This window comes from uncultured Microbacterium sp., from assembly GCF_964244775.1.
Taxonomy (GTDB): domain Bacteria; phylum Actinomycetota; class Actinomycetes; order Actinomycetales; family Microbacteriaceae; genus Microbacterium.
In genome coordinates this window covers 15,715-32,457 of sequence record NZ_CAXTJR010000011.1, presented here as the reverse complement: position 1 = coordinate 32,457, position 16,743 = coordinate 15,715, and the positions used below count along the sequence as shown (strand labels likewise).

The following is a 16,743-nucleotide window of genomic DNA, read 5'->3' as shown; positions in this document are numbered from 1 at the left end:
CATGAAGAAGATCATCAACGCTCCGGATGTGGTCGTCGAGGACTACATCGCCGGACTGGTCGCCGGCACCCCGCACCTCGCGCGCGTGGACGGACTCCCGATCGTCGTCCGCTCTCCGGGATCCCGCAAGCCCGCCGACCGTGTCGCCGTGGTGTCGGGCGGCGGATCCGGGAACGAGCCCGCGCATGCCGGGTACGTCGGGACCGGGATGCTGGATGCCGCCGTCCTGGGGCCGATCTTCACGTCGCCCTCCGTCGATGCGGTGTTCGCGGCGATCCTCGCGTCGGCGACGAGCGCCGGTGTGCTGCTGATCGTCAAGAACTACACCGGCGACCGGTTGAACTTCGGCCTGGCTGCCGAGATGGCCCGTGCCGCCGGCATCCCGGTCGAGATGGTGGTCGTCGCGGACGACGCGGCGCTGGGCGACGCGTCCCGTGCCGGTCGCCGGGGCCTGACCGCCACGGTGCTCGTCCACAAGATCGCGGGGGCCGCCGCGGAGCGGGGATGGACGCTGGGGCGCATCGTCGAGACCGTCGAGCGCTTCCTCGGCGGCGCCGCGACCATGGGGGTCGCGCTCGGGCCCTGTTACCTGCCCGGCTCCGATGCGCCCAACTTCAGCCTCGACGCATCGGAGATCGAATGGGGTCTGGGCATCCACGGTGAAGCGGGCGTCGAACTGGGTGCGCTCGTTCCCTCTGCGCAGATCGCTCGGCGCCTGGTGGAGGTGATCGTCGCCGACCGCGACCTCGCGCCCGGCACCGAGGTCGTGGCGCTCGTCAATTCGCTGGGTGGCACCCCCGACCTCGATCTGCGGATCCTGCAGTCAGACGTGCTCGCCGCGCTCGCCGAGCGCGGCCTCCGCGTTCGGATGACGTGGGCAGGGCCCTTCCTCACCTCCCTCGACATGCCCGGCGCATCGCTGACCGTCGCTGCGATCGATGACGAGCTGCTCGAACTGCTCGGAGACGTGGCCCTCGTCGCGGCCTTCCCGAGGTCGACGCCCCAGCTGGACCCCGACCGGGTGACGGTCGTGCCCGCCCCGGCGACACACGACGACCCGACGTCCGAGCCGGCCACCGGCGCCGTTTCGGCGCACGTCGCGGCCACGCACGCCGTCGGCGCGACGATCGCGCATGCGCTGATCGACGCGGAGGAGCGGCTGACCGACCTCGACCGTCAGGTCGGTGACGGAGACCTCGGGACGAACCTCGCCCGTGGCGCCGCAGCAATGGTCGCAGCATCCGATCTGCTTCTCGCGCACCGCGGCACGGCGCGCTACCTGACCGCGGTCGCTGAAATCGTCCGGCGCGAGGTGGGCGGTACCTCCGGCCCGCTGTACAGCCTCCTCCTGCTGGCCATGGCCGAAGCGGTCACCGGTCTCGGGGAGTCGCTGACCGCAGACGAGTGGTCGGCGGCGGTGACCACCGGCTGCGCGCGGGTGCGGTCGGTGGGGGGCGCCGCCCCGGGAGACAGCACGATGATCGATGCGCTCCAGCCGGCCGTCGATGCGCTGAGGGCCGCCGACGGAGCCTCGGGGGCAGAGCGCGCCCGCCGAGCTGCCCGGGCCGCCCACGCCGGAGCCGAGTCGACCTCGGCGCTCACCCCGAGCCTCGGTCGCAGCAGCTACCTCGGGGCGCGTGCGGTCGGCATTCCCGACCCGGGAGCGGTGGCCATCGCGCTGCAGTTCGACGCGGTCGCCCAGGCGCTCGCGGGAGAGGAGCGCTGATGCTCACGCTGCAGGTCGCGTCGCGCATCGACGAGGCGAGCGGGGTGGCCGGCCTCGTGCTGACCAACCCGCAGGGCACGCCGCTGCCGGAGTGGCAGCCAGGTGCCCACATCGATGTGCACATCGACCGGCCGGGCGAGCCTGGGCTCGTCCGCCAGTACTCCCTCTGCGGTGACCCCGCCGATCGCTCGACCTATCGGATCGCGGTCCTGCGGGAGGACGAGGGGCTCGGCGGGAGCCGCCACCTCCACGCGCACGTCCGCACGGGCCAGCTCGTGCGGGTCTCGCCGCCCCGCGATCTGTTCGGGTACGAGATCGCTCCGCGGATGGTCTTCGTCGCCGGCGGGATCGGGATAACGCCGATCCTGCCGATGATCGCGGCGGCCGAGGCATCCGGTGCCGACTGGCGATTGCACTATGCCGGCCGCGAGCCGTCGAGGATGGCCTTCGGCGCCGACCTGGCGCGGTACGGCGACAAGGTGCGGGTATACGTGAGCGCGGAGGGAGAGCGCATGGCGCTGACCGGCATCGTCCACGAGGCCGCCGGGGCCGTCGTGTATGCGTGCGGACCTTCCCGCCTGCTCGATGCGCTCGAGCGGGAGGTGGCGGGGACGGATGTCGCGCTGCACGTCGAGCGGTTCACCAACGACACCATTCTGGTGGATGCCACGGATCAGCCGTTCGACGTGGAACTGTCGATCACCGGCACCACGCTGACGATCCTGCCGGGCGAATCGATCCTCGATCGGGTTGCCGAGGCCGGCGTGCCGGCTCCGTCGTCGTGCCGCGGCGGAACCTGCGGCACCTGCGAGACGTTCGTGCTGGAAGGACAGCCCGACCACCGCGACGCCGTGCTGAGCGCGAAGGAGAGGGAGGAGTCGGAGGTCATGATGATCTGCGTCTCGCGATGCGTCGGAGAGCGGCTCGTCCTCGAGTTGTGACGTCGCGCCGTGCGGCTCACGGCCGACGGGCGGGCGGCGACGAGTACGCCCGCTCCAGCACGAACCGGTCGCGCCCGACGAACAGCCCGGTCACGAGCTGCCCGATGAGCACCAGCGCGACCAGGATCAGCGAGGCGAGCCATCCGCCGCTCCAGGTCACGAGCGCGCCGAAGAGGATCGGACCGGTGGCGGCGATGAGATACCCGCCGGACTGCGCCATGCCGGAGAGGGCGCCGGCGGCGTGGTGCGTGCGCGCGCGAAGGCTGAACAGGCTCAGTGCCATGCCCAGCGCCGCACCGCATCCGATTCCGCAGAGCACCGCCCACAGCGTGAAGAGCTCGGGAAGCGCGATGAGCCCCGCAATGCCGATGAGTGTGACCGCGGGGACGAAGGCCGCCGCGAATCGACGGAATCGCCCGCGAAGGATCAGCGGCACGATGAGCGAGCCGCCGAAGCAGAACAGCTGGTAGATCATGACGTCGATGCCGGCGACGACCTCACTGCGCCCGAGCGACTGCGCGATGGGGGCCAACCAGGTGACCAGCATGTAGAAGGTCATCGACTGCAGTCCCATGTAGAGAAGGACCTGCCACGCGAGCCGGTCGCGCCAGATGCCGGTGGCACCGGAGCGCTCGGTCGGCTTCTCGTGCCGCGGCTGCCGGCGCATCGAGGCGACCCATGCGCCGAGGGCGAAGGGGAGCAGGGCTCCGGTCCACACCAGCGCCACCTGCCAGCCGAGCGCCGCTCCGTTCACCTCGATGAGCGAGATCGGCACGACCACGCCCGAGGCCACGGCGCCCATCCCCGACAGGCACGCGGTGAAGACGGCTGTCATCGCCGGCACCCGGTCGGCGAAATCGCGCTTGATCACGGCCGGCATGAGGACGTTCACGATGGCGATGGATGCTCCGATCAGCGCGGTACCCACCCACAGGTTCGCCGCGAAACCCGGAAGAGAGCGCACGACCGTGCCGACGCCGAGCAAGAGCAGCGACCACAGCACGGTGCGGGGGATGCCGAACCGGGCGCTCAGCCCGTGAGCGAGGGGCGAGACGACCGCGAAAGCGATCAGCGGGACGGCGGCCAGTGCACCCAGCGCCGCTTCGGTCGTGCCGAGCGTCGCCGAGATCTGCGAGAGCAGCGGTCCGACTCCGGTGATCGTGGGGCGCAGGTTGAGCGCGATGAGCAGCACCGCGACGCCGAGAAGCCAGCGGGATGCTGTCGGCGTCGGCGCATTCATCGGCTCGCTCCCGCATGGCGCACGCCGAGAAACCACATCCGTGCCGAGACACCACGCAATGCGTGATGTCTCGACCGGGATGTGGTTTCTCGGATGACGACGGGGATCGTCAGTGCGCCTGCGCGGCCAGTGCCGCCGCGTCGATGTGGGCGATGGAGCGCGTGTCCTGGAACGCGCGGATGCCTTCGATCCCCTGCTCGCGTCCGAAGCCCGACTGCTTCATCCCGCCGAACGGCGCGCGCAGGTCGAGGCGGGTGGCTCCGTGGTCGTTGACCCAGACATACCCGCACTCGAGCTTGCCGCCGACGCGGTTGGCAGCATCCACGTCCGCCGTCCAGACCGACCCGCCGAGACCCGCCCACGTGTCGTTGGCGGCCGCAATCGCCTCGTCCTCGGTGTCGAAGGGGATGATCGGGATGACGGGACCGAACTGCTCCTGCGTGACCACGCGCAGCGACGGGTCGGGGTCGACCACGATCGCGGGGCGCAGGAAGTTTCCGCCCGCCAGGTCGCCACCCGGCAGCTCGCCGTACTCGCGGACGTCGGCACCGGCATCCTTCGCCTCCTGGATGATGTCGGCGACGAACGCCTTCTGCACGGGCGAGTGCAGGGGGCCCATCGTCGTGCCCTCGTCGAGGCCGTAGCCGATCACGGTCTTCTGCAGGCGCGCGGCGATACCGTCGACCACCTCGTCGAGGCGCGAGCGGTGCACGTACAGCCGCTTCGCATTCATGCAGATCTGCCCCGTGCTGTCGAACACGGCGGCGAAAAGGCGGTCGAGGTGCACGTCGTCGAGGATCGCGTCTTCGAGGAGGATCGCCGCGTCGTTGCCGCCGAGCTCCAGGGTGACGCGGGTCAGCGACTTCGACGCCATCTCCATGATGCGCTTGCCGCCGCCCACCGAACCGGTGAAGCAGACCTTCGCGATGTCGTCGCTCGAGATCAGGGCCGCCATGTCGGCGTCCTTGCCCGTGACGACGTTGAGCACGCCGGCGGGCAGCTTCGCGGCGAGGCGCTGCACGAACCGGGTGGTGGCCAGCGGCGCCGACGGCGGTGGCTTGACGATCGCCGTGTTGCCCGCGAGCAGGGCGTGCGGGAGGGCGGCGCCGAGGATCGCGATCGGCCAGTTGAAGGGCACGATCACGGTGACCACGCCCAGCGACTGGTAGGTGACCGTCGTCTCGACGGGGATACCGGGGGCGACAGGGAGGACCTTGCCCGTGTCGACCTCGTCGGCGATCATCAGCGCGAGGTTCCAGCGGATCTCGAACACCAGGGCGTCGATCCACGACTCGAAGCGGATCTTGCCGTTCTCCTGCGACAGGATCGCGGCATCCTCATCGCGGTCATCGGCGATGCCGGCGATCGCCTCGGTCATCTTCGCCGCGCGCTCGGTCGCGGAAAGGGCCGACCATGCCGGATAAGCACCCTTCGCGGCGGCGATCGCGTCGTCGACGTCCTGCGCGCTCGCGGCTGCGGCGTGCCCGACGATGACGCCTGGCTTGCCCGGGTCGACGACCTCGAGGGTGGCGTCCGTGAAGCGCTCCTCGCCTCCGATGTACAGTCCGGTACGGACCGACTCCAACGTTCCACTCATGAAGATCAAGCACCTCTCTGTGTTTGCACTGATTGCTTCGGGCATCCGCGCGACGGGAGCGACTGCGCACCCGTCACGAGTGTACGTCCAGGTGTGTTTACTTGTAAACCCGTTCTGCTGCCGGGGAGCGCCTCGTCTGCGGAGCTCATTGCGCCACCACCGGGGTTCCGTGGGTGTGGAAGCTCTCGATCGTCTTCATGCCCCACGCCTGGCCCTTCTTGCGTTCCTCGGCGGTCCACTCCACGACGGGCTGATCGGGATCGAGCAGCAGGCGGGCGCCGGCGTTGGCGAATTCGATGCGGTTGCCGCCCGGCTCCCACACGTAGAGGAAGAAGGTCTGATTGATCGCATGCTTGTGCGGGCCCGATTCGATGTAGATCCCGTTCTCGAGGAAGATGTCGGCGGCCTTGAGGATGTCTTCCCGAGTGTCGGGCGCGAAGGCGATGTGATGCAGGCGGTCGCCGTGCTTGGTCCAGTCGTCGGAGTAGACGACGTCGTACGACTTGTTGTTGAAGTGGAACCACCACGCGGCGTAGCCGATCGGCTCGCCCTCGGCGGTGTCGAGCTTGATGCGTTCGCTCTCGCGGCCGCCGAGCGCCTGAGCGATGAACTCGCCGTTGGCGACCACATCCTTGGCGAGGTAGTTGATGTGGTCGAGCCGCCTCGCGTTGACCCCGCGGCCGGGGAAGGCGGACGCCTGGTTCTTCAGCGCCGGCTTGTCATCGGTCGCGACGTAGCGCTCGGTCTCGTAGTAAATGCCCATCGCGTGCCCGTCAGGGTCGCGGAAGGCGTAGGTGGGGCCGGTGCCCTGCTCGCCATCGACCCACCCCTCGCCGAGACCGAACCGGTCGATCGCGGCGACGCGTCGCTCCAGGGCCTCCTGACTGGAGGCGCGGAATGTGGTGCGCCCCACACCGCCGGCGCCCGCGGCGGTGAGCTTGATCGTGTACCGCTGGTACTCGTCCCACGTGCGCAGGTACACCGAGTCGCCGTCTTCGGCGACCACGCGCATGGCCAGCAGATCCCGGAAGAACCAGAGGCTCTTGTCGAACGTGGGGGTGAGCAGTTCGATATTGCCGATGTGGGCGACATCGAACGAGGTGTAATCCGTCATCGTGCGGTCCTCTCTGAGGGCTGGCGGCGCGGTCGCGGGAACACGACGCCGTCGAAGATCTTGCGGGCGGTGCGGAGGGAGGTCGAAGTGGCCGACCAGGTGCCGTCGTCGCGTCGGACGACGCGGACGCGGGCGGGGAACGTGCCGCTCGGATGCTCGATATCGACCGGACCGGCATCGCGACCGGCATCACGACCGGCATCGCGACCGGCATCGGAGGCGAGGTCGCTGCCGACAGCTCCAGGGATACGGATGCCTGCGGCCACGGATGCCGCCATCAACACCCCGATCGACGTGTGCACCCGAGCCGGGATGAAGGCGCGGGTCGAGATCGCGCCACCCGCGCGGGCGGGCGAGAGCAGGAACATCTTCGGAACCGTGGCGTCGGCGACATCCCCCAGCCCCATGAGGGGGCCGGCCAGCAACCGCACACGCTCGACGGCCGCGGCGAGGTCGGAACGCTCTTCGAGGTCGGCGGGAGTCTCGTCTCCGCTCACGCCGAACTCGTCCGCGCGCAGCAGCGCCACCGGCATCCCGTTGTCGACGAGTGTGACCCGGTGTCCGTCGAGTTCGTCCACGACGTTGCCGGTCGGGAGGAGTCGCCCCCCACCGGCGAGCTCGATGTGGATCGCGCCTGCGGTGCCGGGCACGCCGTCGATGCGCGCACCCCCGTCGTAATCCACCCGGCCGTCGGATGTCGCGAAGGTCTCGGTCGCGAGGTCGCCGGTGTTGATCAGCCGGATGCGCACGGTGGTGCTCGTCGCACCCGCGGTGACGAGGCCGCGTTCCACCGCGAACGGACCGACCCCCGCCAGGAGGTTGCCGCACGTCTGCGCGTCGCTCACGGTGGGCTGGTCGACGCCGATCTGCAGGAACAGGTAGTCGATGTCGACGTCGGGCTCGGCCGATCGCGACACGATCGCGACCTTGCTCGTGAGGGGGTGCGCGCCGCCGAGTCCGTCGATCTGCGCCGGATCGGGGCTGCCCATGATGCGGAGCATGAGGTCGTCGCGTTCCTCCGCGTCGGCCGGCACATCTTCTGCGAGGAAGTAGGCGCCCTTCGACGTTCCGCCGCGGAGCATCATGCAGTGGATGCCGTCACGGACCGGATCACTCATCGTCGTATTCCGCCTGTGACATATACCTCACGCCGAGGTCGGCGATGACGGGCCGGAGGCCGTTGAGGTCCATCGAGATCTCGCCGGCGGCGTAGCGGGCGCGGCCTGCCGCCTCTTTGGCGGCGCGGGCGCGGGATGCCTCGAGGGTCGCGGCCGCGAGGGCGCGCGGAACGATCGTGACGCCGTCATCGTCGGCGACCACGATGTCGCCGGGGTGCACGACGACGCCGTCGAGCACGACGGAGATGTTGACGGATCCCGCGGTGTCTTTCACCGTCCCCTGCGCGCTGACGTGCGCGGTCCACACCGGGAACCCCATTCGGCGCAATTCCTGCGTGTCGCGCACGCCCCCCGAGGTCACGTAGGCGCGGACGCCGCGCACCTGCATCTGGGTGGCCATGAGTTCGCCGATGAATCCGAACGGCGCATCCGTGACCGGCACGACGACGATCACATCGCCGGACTGCGCCTGCTCGATCGCCGCGTGGACCATGAGGTTGTCACCGGGCGCGACCCGCACGGTGATCGCGCTGCCTGAGATGGCGGCATCCTGCTGGATCGGCCGGATGCGGGGGCCTGCGTATCCGATCCGGCCCATCGCCTCGTGCACCGTCGCCGAGCCGTACTGGGCGAGCGCGTCGACAATGGCGGGGTCTGCCCGCGCGATGTCGGTGACGACCACGTGGGCGACCGGGAAGCGGGTCACGCGAGCACGTCCGTGACCTGCGGGTAGTACCGCTGGTACGCCTCGCCCATGGTGGGCGACCCGTCCGTTGCGGGCGGGAGGCCGAGGTTGGGGCCGGCGTTGCGCTTGACCTGCACGCCGCGACGGATCGCGAGAGAGGTGTAGTACTCCCACATGTGCTTCTGGGCGGGCAGGCACTCCATGGCCTTCTGCTTGAGCGCGAACGCGGCGGTGATGTCCAGCAGCACGTTCGGCTTGAAGTCGGACTGCTCGGGCTGGTGCGGCTCGAAGAAGAAAACCGGGGGCGCCCCGATGATCTCATCGACCTTCGGATACGACCCGTCGGAGTTCGCCACCCCGATCGCCTGCGCGAGCACGCGTGCCTGCAGCGCCATCCGCGCGGCGGCCGGGTGATCGCCGTTGTACGGGTCGGCGAGCGGGTGGGTCAGCACCACGGTCGGCTGGGTGCGGCGGTAGACGTCCACGAGCGCCGATACGGTCTCGGTCGATTCGAGCAGCGGGTAGTCACCGGCATCCAGGAATTCGATGTCGGCACCGAGAGCGGATGCTGCAGCCGTGGCCTCATCGCGACGGATCGCCTTGATCTCATCGAGCGACTTGCCCGCCAGCCACTGCGAGGCCGACTCGCCGCGCTCGCCGTACGACACGCACACCACAGTGGCCCGCTCGCCCCGCAGGGTCGCCGCCGCGATCGCCCCGCCTGCGCGCCACACGAAATCACCGGCGTGCGCGCTCACCACCAAGAGGGAAGGGGGCGTGTCGGCCAAGGAAGTCTCCTGTCTGCGCCGTCGTGAACGCGCCGCGACTCTGCGTCGAGCGTGCGACCGCTGCGCGGCCCTCACAGCGAACCACACCCCTGGCGCAATGGTCAAGATTTTGGTTACAATCCTGTAGACCTGAAAATAACTATGGACAGAGGTAAATCTCGTCCGTACGATCGCGGTCAAGACCATACGACGATGAAGTTGAAGGGAATACCCATGGCCGGCACTCTGCAGGAAGTCCTCGACGAGGCGGGAAACACCGTCGAGCACCTGCGTAACTCGCAGGTCGGCACCTATATCTATCCGGTGGTGCCGGCTGAATTCACCAACTGGCGCCGCGAGCAGATCTCCTGGCGCGAGACCGCGGTGCTGTTCGATCAGTCGCACCACATGGTGAACTTCTTCGTCTCGGGACCCGACTCGCTGAAGCTCCTGTCGGCCACGGGCATCAACAGCTTCGAGAACTTCCCCCTCAACACCGCGAAGCAGTTCGTGCCCACCGCTTCCAACGGTGGAGTGATCGGTGACGGCATCCTGTTCCACGAAGGTCGTGACGAGTACGTCTACGTCGGCCGGGCGCCCGGAGCGAACTGGCTGCAGTTCCACGCCGAGACCGGCGGGTACGACGTCGAGTTCCGCTACGACGACCGTTCGCCCTCGCGCCCCTACGGTGCCGCGGTGAACCGCGAGTACTACCGCTTCCAGATCCAGGGCCCGAACGCCTGGCAGGTCATCGAGAAGCTCAACGGCGAACCGCTCGAGAAGGTCCGCTTCTTCCACATGGGCGAGATGACGATCGCCGGCCAGAAGGTGCGCACCCTCCGTCACGGTATGGCGGGCGCCCCGGGCCTGGAACTCTGGGGCCCATACGAGCAGCACGGCAAGATCCGCGACGCGATCCTCGAGGCCGGCCGCGAGTTCGGTCTCGAGCCCTGCGGCTCGCGGGCGTACTCGTCGAACACCCTCGAATCGGGCTGGATCCCGTCGCCGCTCCCGGCGATCTACTCGAGCGAGTCCGAGCGGGCCTACCGTGAGTGGCTCCCCGCGACCAGCTACGAGGCCACCAACGCTCTCGCCGGATCGTTCGTCTCCGACGACATCGAGGACTACTACCTCAACCCCTGGGAGCTCGGCTACGGCTCGTTCGTCAAGTTCGACCACGACTTCATCGGGCGCGACGCGCTCGAGAAAGTGGATGCCGCATCCCAGCGCAAGAAGGTCACGCTGGCGTGGAACGACGAAGACCTCGCGAAGCTCCTCACCACACCGATCGACCGCGACGGCACCGGCTACCAGGTGTTCGACCTGCCGAACGCGAACTACGGCTCGTCCAACTACGACGCCGTCATCGACGCGAACGGCGACACCGTCGGCCTGTCGCTGTTCACCGGCGTGACCGCGAATGAGAAGCGCGGCCTGTCGCTCGCGACGGTCGACGCGGGTGTGCCGGTCGGTGCCGAGGTGCGCGTGGTCTGGGGCGAGCCGAACGGTGGATCGCGCAAGACCACCGTGCAGCCGCACGAGCAGCTCGCCGTCCGCGCCGTCGTCAGCCCCGTGCCGTACGCGGTCACTGCACGCAGCGAGTACCACGGCGGATGGCGCACCGCGTCGGTCTGACACCCCCTGAAGTGAGCGGGATGCGGATGCCTCGGCATCCGCATCAACTGAAAAAGGAGTTCGCATGACAGAGTCTGCTGCCCAGGCCATCGCCCGTGCGGGAAGCGCCGTCGAGGTGCTGCGCAACGCGCAGTCTCGTCCGACCATCTTCCCGGTCACGCCCGAGTTCACGAACTGGCGCTCCGAGCAGCTGTCGTGGCGCAACTCGGTCGCGCTGCTGGATCAGTCGCACCACATGACTGACCTGTTCATCTCCGGACCCGATGCGCTCCGCTTGCTCTCGGACACCGGGGTGAACTCGTTCGCGAACTTCGAGGTCGACCGGGCCAAGCAGTTCATCGCCGTCAACCACGAGGGCTACCTGATCGGCGATGCGATCCTGTTCCATCTCGGAGAGGACTCGTTCGACCTCGTCGGCTGGTTCATGGTGCTCGACTGGGTGCAGTTCATCGGCGAGACCGGTGACTACGACGTCACGTTCGAGCGCGACGCGAACTCGCTCATGCGGGCGGCCGGGCAGAGCCCCACCCTATACCGCTACGAGATCCAGGGACCGCGGGCGCTCGCGCTCATGGAGAAGGTCACCGGGGCGCCGGTGCCGCCGACGAAGTTCTTCCACATGGCCGCCTTCACGATCGATGGCCTCGAGGTGCGTTCCCTCCGCCACGGAATGGCCGGGCAGCCCGGCTTCGAGCTGTTCGGCCCGTGGGCCGAGGGCGAGCAGGTGCGGGACGCCTTGATCGCCGCGGGCGAGGAGTTCGGGCTCGTTCTCGTCGGTTCGAAGGCGTACTCGTCGGCGAACCTCGAGTCGGCGTGGGTGCCGTCGCCGCTGCCGGCGATCTTCACCGGCGAGGGCACGGCGGAGTACCTCGAGTGGCTGCCGGCGAACCGCGCCGGCTCACTCGCCGGCAGCTTCGCGTCGGACGATATCGAGGACTACTACCTCACCCCGTACGACCTCGGCTACGGTCGCAGCGTCGCGTTCGACCACGAGTTCATCGGCCGCGCCGCGCTCGAGGAGCACGCCGCCGGCACGTTGCGCTCGAAGGTGACGCTGGTGTGGAACCCGGAAGACGTCGCCGCCGCGCAGCGCTCGCTCTACGAGCCCGGCATCCCGGCGAAGTACATCGACTTCCCGAAGGCGCGCTACGGCGTGTACCAGGTCGACCGGGTGCTCGCCGGGGGCGCGGATGTCGGCATCTCGCACGATGCGGGCTACATCACCGGAGAACAGGTCTTCGCCTCGCTCGCCAGCATCGACGCCGACCATGCGGAACCCGGCACCGAAGTCGTCGTGGTGTGGGGCGAAGACCCCGTTTCGACCAAGCCGGCCGTCGAGCCGCACCGGCAGGTCGAGATCCGCGCGACCGTGTACCCGGCGCCGTACTCGTCGTTCGCGCGAGAGAACTACCGCAAGGACTGACGCGCGCCGCGGTGATCGAGTAGCGAGCTTGCGAGCGTATCGAGATCTCTTGGGCCGACGTAGTACGTCGAGTCGGGGGGTCTCGGTACGGCGCTGGCGCGCCTACTCGACCACCGCCGGGCGTCAGCCGTTCGCGCGCACCGCGCGGCGGTGATCGAGTAGCGAGCTTGCGAGCGTATCGAGATCCCTTGGACCGACGTAGTACGTCGAGTCGGGGCCGGGCGTCAGCCGTTCGCGCGATAGACCGTGCGCGCCCACTCGTGGTACGGCGCCGGAGCCACCGTCGCGCGGATACGCACCTGGCGGTGTGCGGCGTCGACCGAGACCTTGGCCGAGACCGGGTTCTCGCCCCACACGATCTCGACCTCATCGCCGTCTGCGATGTCGATGTCGATCGTGGCGAGCGACATGTACAGCTGGTCGTACGCGATGTAACCAGCATCCGTCGAAATCCCGACCAGCCGATCGCCCACGCGCACTTCGTCCATCTGGAACAGCCCGTAGCGGGCCTTCGGGAAGTCGAGGAACTTCGCGGGGATGCCGGGCTCGAGCTGCGACCGGACGACCGAGGCGACATCCTCTGCGTTCCACAGCAGCGTGGTCTTACGCCGCCGCGGATTCTCGGCATGCTTCTCGAGCGCGGCGCGGCCGTGGAAGTCGTGGTCGAATCGCACCGACTTGCCCAGCCCGATGTCGTAGGGGGTGAGGTAGTAGTCGTGGATGTCGGCGGAGTACAGCGATCCGCCGATCGATCCCGCCCGCGCCGCGGGCAGCCACTCGCGGTACTCGGCGAAGTCGTCGTCGAAGATCGCCGGAAACGGGGTCGGCACCCATCCCGACTCCAACGGCGTGGCCGAGTAGGCCTTGGCGCCGACGCGACGGATGCCGAACTCGGCGCCCGCGTCGAGGATCGCCTGCAGCACGATCTCGTTTTCGGCCCAGGGTCCGAAGAACTCGAACCCGGGCTGGCCGGCCATGCCGTGTCGCAGCGCTTTGACGCCGCGTCCGGCGATCTGCGCGTCGCCGATGTGGAAGAACTTGACCTCCGGCGCAGGCCCCCCGAACACCTTCTCCATGACCTCGTTCGCCTGCGGGCCCTGCAACTCATACCGGTAGAACGTGGGCGGGCCCTGTCGCATGTGCGAGTTGCCCTCGAGGCGGTGGTGCACGTCTTTCCCGGCCGCCTCGCCCTTCTCGACGTTGAAGCGGACCCAGTCGATCAGCAGATGGTGCCCGATCAGCACCAGTCCTTCGGGTGCGTCCTCGTTGTAGAAGAGGATGCCGTCGCCGATCAGGTACCCGTCGTGGTTGACGGAGATGAGCTGCTTGGCGATGCCGGGGCGGAACGTGGCGAAGGTGTTCGGCGAGATCGTCTCGAGCAGCGGAATCAGGTCGGCCCCGCCGAGGAAGAGCTGCGTCATGTGGTGCGACTGGTCCATGAGGGCGACGGTCGTGTTCCACGCCCGCTGCTCATCGCGCCAGTTGGTGAACTCGGGCGCGACCGGAAATGTGAACGCCGGCCAGTCCTGGTTGCGCAGCAGCTCTACGGGGCTGCCTGCTCGGGTGATCGCCTGCGCGAGGGATTCGGATGTCATCGTCGACCTTTCCTGCGTGGAATGGCTCCACGCTAGGACGCCGCCGTCTGCGCGCCACCCGGTATTCCGTTGAACGGAATTGAACGCGTCAGGCGACCTCGCGCAGGGCGCCGATGACGCTCAGCAGGTGCACCCGGACGGCCCGCTCGGCGGCGTCGGGATCACGAGCGACGATCGCATCGATGATCGCGACGTGCTCGAGCACCGACACCTTCGCGCGCTGCGGGCGCGAAGAGAGCTTGAACTGGTGCCGCACGCTCTGCGCGTGCAGGCGTCCGAGCACCTCGGCCGCGGTGGCGTGCCCGCTCCACTCGCGCACGCGCTGGTCGAGGAGCTGGTTCAGCCGGGAGTACTCGACGAGGTCGCCGTCGGTGACAGCATCCAGCATCCGCTCGCGAAGCCGCGCGAACTCGTCGACCTGCGCGTCGGTGATCGAGCCGGCGGTCTTGGCGGCACAGAGTCCTTCGACGCCGATGCGGACCTCGAGGATCTCGATCGCCTCCTCGACCGAGATGGCGCGCACCCGCGAGCCGCGGTTGGGCAGTCGCTCGACGAGGCCTTCGTTGGCGAGCTCGAGCAGCGCGGTGCGCACGGTGGCGCGGCTCGCCGCGAACGTGTCGCTGAGGTCGGCCTCGATCAGCCGCTGGTTCGGCACGTACTCGCCCCGCACGATGGCGCGGCGGATCAGATCCGTCACGCGCCCCGCCGACTCCTCGACCGATGCGCTCTCCGTGATCGTCGACATGACTCTCCTTCGATCCGGATCAGCACGACCCGTTGAGGTTCCCACCACTATTGTCAACAATACAGAGGCGGATGCCTCGCACAGGAGGTTCGACGATGCACATCGCGGTGCTGGGCCTGGGTGAAGCAGGGAGCATCTACGCGGCAGATCTCGCCGTGCGCGGAGCCACCGTTCGCGGCACCGATCCGCATGTCTCCGCCGCGCTGCCGGGGGTCACCCGCGCCGCCGATATCGCCGACGCCGTGCGCGGAGCCGATCTCGTGCTGAGCCTGGTCGGAGCGGATGCTGCAGCATCCGTCCTGGACGCCGCAGCGTGGGCGATGGAGCCGCACGGGGTGTTCGCCGACATGAACACCGCCTCGCCCGACGACAAGCGACGCCTTGCCGCGTCCGCCGACGCCCGCGGTGTCGTACTCGTCGACGTCGCCATCATGGCTCCTGTGCCCAGGGCCCGGATCGAGACCCCCCTGCTCCTGAGCGGTGCGGGCGTCGAGCGGCTGGCGCCGCTTCTCGCCCGCCTCGGGATTCCCGCGACGCCCGTCGGGGATCAGCCCGGAGCGGCCGCCCAGCTCAAGCTGCTGCGCAGCGTCTTCATGAAGGGCCTCGCCGCGGTCGTGTACGAGAGCGTGGAAGCGGCCGACGCGGTCGGCGCACGCGAATGGGTGATCGGTCAGATCGCCGGCGAGCTCGGGCCCGGAGGCGATGAGGTAGTCCGTCACCTGATCGAGGGGACGGCCAAGCACGCCCTGCGCCGGGAGGCTGAGATGCGCGAAACGCGCGACCTGCTCGACTCGCTCGGCGCCCGCCGCGCGATGACCGACGGCACGATCGAGTGGCTGGGGGCCCTCGCGGCGCGGCCGGCCCCCGCGACGATCGAGTAGGCGCGCCAGCGCCGTATCGAGATCATGACCTGCGTAATACGTCGGCCCGGGCGATCTCGATACGCTCGCTGGCGCTCGCTACTCGATCACCGCAGGGGGGTCACTGGCGCTCGCTACTCGATCACCGCAGGGTGGGGATCAGCCCCAGACCTCCGCGGCGATCGCGACCGTGGCCTCGACCTTGGCCCACTGCTCGGCCTCGGTGAGCACGTTGCCCTCTTCGGTCGACGCGAACCCGCACTGCGGGCTGAGCGCGAGCTGCGCGAGGGGAGCGATCTGCGCCGCCTCGTCGATGCGGCGCTTGAGCTCGTCGGGGTCTTCCAGGGTGCCGGACTTGGTCGTGACCAGACCGAGCTCGACGACCTTCTCGCCCTCCGGCAGGAACCGCAGCGGCTCGAACCCGCCGGCGCGCTCGCTGTCGTACTCGAGGAAGTAGCCGTCGTAGGTCGTTTCGCCCAGCAGCTGCTCGGCGACCGGCTCGTAGCCGCCCGACGAGATCCACGTCGAGCGGAAGTTGCCACGGCACACGTGGGTCGTGATGATCATGTCGGCGGGCTTGTCGCGCAGCGACGCGTTGATGAGTGCGGCGTACCGTTCGGCGAGGTGATCGGTGCGGATGCCGCGCTCGGCCGCCTTCGTGAGCTCCTCGGTCGAGCACAGGTACGCCCATGCCGTGTCGTCGAACTGCAGGTAGCGGCATCCGGCGTCGTAGAACGCCTGCACGGCCGCCCGGTAGGTGGCCGCGAGGTCGTCGAAGATGTCGTCGTGGCCGTCGTACTGCGACCCGGCGAGCGCGTCGCGCTCGAGGCGGAAATCGAGGACTGTCGGAGCGGGGATGCTGAACTTGGGCACGACACCGGCCGCTTCGGCGACGGGCTTGAGGAATCGGAAGTGCTCGAGCATCGGGTGATCGGCCGGGAAGCCGATCGGACCGTCGATGTGGAGGCCGAGCGGGCGGGTCTGGACCCCCTGGAACTGGATGCCGTGGTCGAGCTCGACGACGTTGACGCCGTCCAGCATCCCGAAGTAGTCGAAATGCCACCACGAGCGGCGGAACTCGCCGTCGGTCGCGAGCTGGAGCCCTGCCTGAGCCTCGCGCGACACGAGCGCGGTGATCGCCTCGTCTTCGACCGCGGCGAGCTCGGCCGCGTCGATCTCGCCGGCGGCGAGCCGCGAACGCGCGGCCTTGACCGACTCGGGACGCAGGAAACTGCCGACGATATCGGCGCGGAAGGGAGGGTTCACAGACATGCCGCTCAGCCTACGTGAGCCGCCG

The 16,743-nt window shown here is 68.9% G+C and carries 14 protein-coding genes; 5 read left to right on the top strand and 9 right to left on the bottom strand.

Features of this window, described 5'->3' with window-relative positions:
* Position 1: 1 nt before the first annotated feature.
* Positions 2–1,726 carry a dihydroxyacetone kinase family protein gene (locus ACFE6Z_RS14410; RefSeq protein ID WP_375386390.1) on the top strand — a complete coding sequence of 575 codons (1,725 nt, stop codon included), beginning with the start codon at positions 2–4 and terminating at the stop codon, positions 1,724–1,726.
* The gene (locus tag ACFE6Z_RS14405) at positions 1,726–2,667 is read left to right on the top strand and encodes a PDR/VanB family oxidoreductase (protein WP_375386389.1); all 942 of its coding nucleotides are present in this window, start codon (positions 1,726–1,728) and stop codon (positions 2,665–2,667) included. Before ACFE6Z_RS14410 ends, ACFE6Z_RS14405 begins: the two co-directional genes overlap by 1 nt.
* Positions 2,668–2,683: 16 nt before the next feature.
* On the opposite strand, the gene ACFE6Z_RS14400 is transcribed toward ACFE6Z_RS14405, so the two are convergent.
* From ACFE6Z_RS14400 to ACFE6Z_RS14375, 6 genes are all read right to left on the bottom strand, one after another.
* On the bottom strand, positions 2,684–3,907 hold the full coding sequence (locus ACFE6Z_RS14400; protein WP_375386388.1) for a CynX/NimT family MFS transporter: 1,224 nt from the start codon (positions 3,905–3,907) through the stop codon (positions 2,684–2,686).
* 109 nt (positions 3,908–4,016) lie between these two features.
* Complete coding sequence (locus tag ACFE6Z_RS14395) at positions 4,017–5,504, bottom strand: aldehyde dehydrogenase family protein (protein WP_375386387.1); 1,488 nt, start codon at positions 5,502–5,504, stop codon at positions 4,017–4,019.
* 145 nt (positions 5,505–5,649) lie between these two features.
* Positions 5,650–6,618 carry a VOC family protein gene (locus tag ACFE6Z_RS14390; protein WP_375386386.1) on the bottom strand — a complete coding sequence of 323 codons (969 nt, stop codon included), beginning with the start codon at positions 6,616–6,618 and terminating at the stop codon, positions 5,650–5,652.
* Positions 6,615–7,736, bottom strand: coding sequence for a PrpF domain-containing protein (locus ACFE6Z_RS14385; protein WP_375386385.1), 1,122 nt, complete (start codon positions 7,734–7,736; stop codon positions 6,615–6,617). The genes ACFE6Z_RS14390 and ACFE6Z_RS14385 overlap by 4 nt, the downstream gene beginning before the upstream one ends.
* Complete coding sequence (locus ACFE6Z_RS14380) at positions 7,729–8,442, bottom strand: 4-carboxy-4-hydroxy-2-oxoadipate aldolase/oxaloacetate decarboxylase (protein ID WP_375386384.1); 714 nt, start codon at positions 8,440–8,442, stop codon at positions 7,729–7,731. The genes ACFE6Z_RS14385 and ACFE6Z_RS14380 overlap by 8 nt, the downstream gene beginning before the upstream one ends.
* Entirely contained in the window at positions 8,439–9,209 is a 771-nt protein-coding gene (locus ACFE6Z_RS14375; RefSeq protein ID WP_375386383.1) for a PIG-L deacetylase family protein, read from the bottom strand. The genes ACFE6Z_RS14380 and ACFE6Z_RS14375 overlap by 4 nt, the downstream gene beginning before the upstream one ends.
* Before the next feature lie 213 nt (positions 9,210–9,422).
* On the opposite strand from ACFE6Z_RS14375, the gene ACFE6Z_RS14370 reads away from it, so the two are divergent.
* Both ACFE6Z_RS14370 and ACFE6Z_RS14365 read left to right on the top strand, forming a co-directional pair.
* Complete coding sequence (locus ACFE6Z_RS14370) at positions 9,423–10,823, top strand: aminomethyl transferase family protein (RefSeq protein ID WP_375386382.1); 1,401 nt, start codon at positions 9,423–9,425, stop codon at positions 10,821–10,823.
* A 64-nt stretch (positions 10,824–10,887) separates the two neighbouring features.
* The gene (locus tag ACFE6Z_RS14365) at positions 10,888–12,246 is read left to right on the top strand and encodes an aminomethyl transferase family protein (RefSeq protein ID WP_375386381.1); all 1,359 of its coding nucleotides are present in this window, start codon (positions 10,888–10,890) and stop codon (positions 12,244–12,246) included.
* Positions 12,247–12,470: 224 nt separating this feature from the next.
* Here ACFE6Z_RS14365 and ACFE6Z_RS14360 read toward each other — a convergent pair whose 3' ends face one another.
* Both ACFE6Z_RS14360 and ACFE6Z_RS14355 read right to left on the bottom strand, forming a co-directional pair.
* Positions 12,471–13,841: an aminomethyl transferase family protein gene (locus ACFE6Z_RS14360; protein WP_375386380.1), complete on the bottom strand. Its 1,371-nt coding sequence runs from the start codon at positions 13,839–13,841 to the stop codon at positions 12,471–12,473.
* An 88-nt stretch (positions 13,842–13,929) separates the two neighbouring features.
* Positions 13,930–14,586 (bottom strand): GntR family transcriptional regulator, encoded by a 657-nt coding sequence (locus ACFE6Z_RS14355; protein WP_375386379.1) that lies wholly within the window; start codon positions 14,584–14,586, stop codon positions 13,930–13,932.
* 71 nt (positions 14,587–14,657) lie between these two features.
* Between ACFE6Z_RS14355 and ACFE6Z_RS14350 the strand changes: the two genes are divergently transcribed.
* A complete protein-coding gene (locus tag ACFE6Z_RS14350) occupies positions 14,658–15,467 on the top strand; it encodes an NAD(P)-binding domain-containing protein (protein WP_375386378.1) in 810 nt (269 codons plus the stop codon).
* A gap of 138 nt (positions 15,468–15,605) precedes the next feature.
* Here ACFE6Z_RS14350 and ACFE6Z_RS14345 read toward each other — a convergent pair whose 3' ends face one another.
* Positions 15,606–16,718 carry a 5-methyltetrahydropteroyltriglutamate--homocysteine S-methyltransferase gene (locus ACFE6Z_RS14345; RefSeq protein ID WP_375386377.1) on the bottom strand — a complete coding sequence of 371 codons (1,113 nt, stop codon included), beginning with the start codon at positions 16,716–16,718 and terminating at the stop codon, positions 15,606–15,608.
* Between the last annotated feature and the right edge of the window lie 25 nt (positions 16,719–16,743).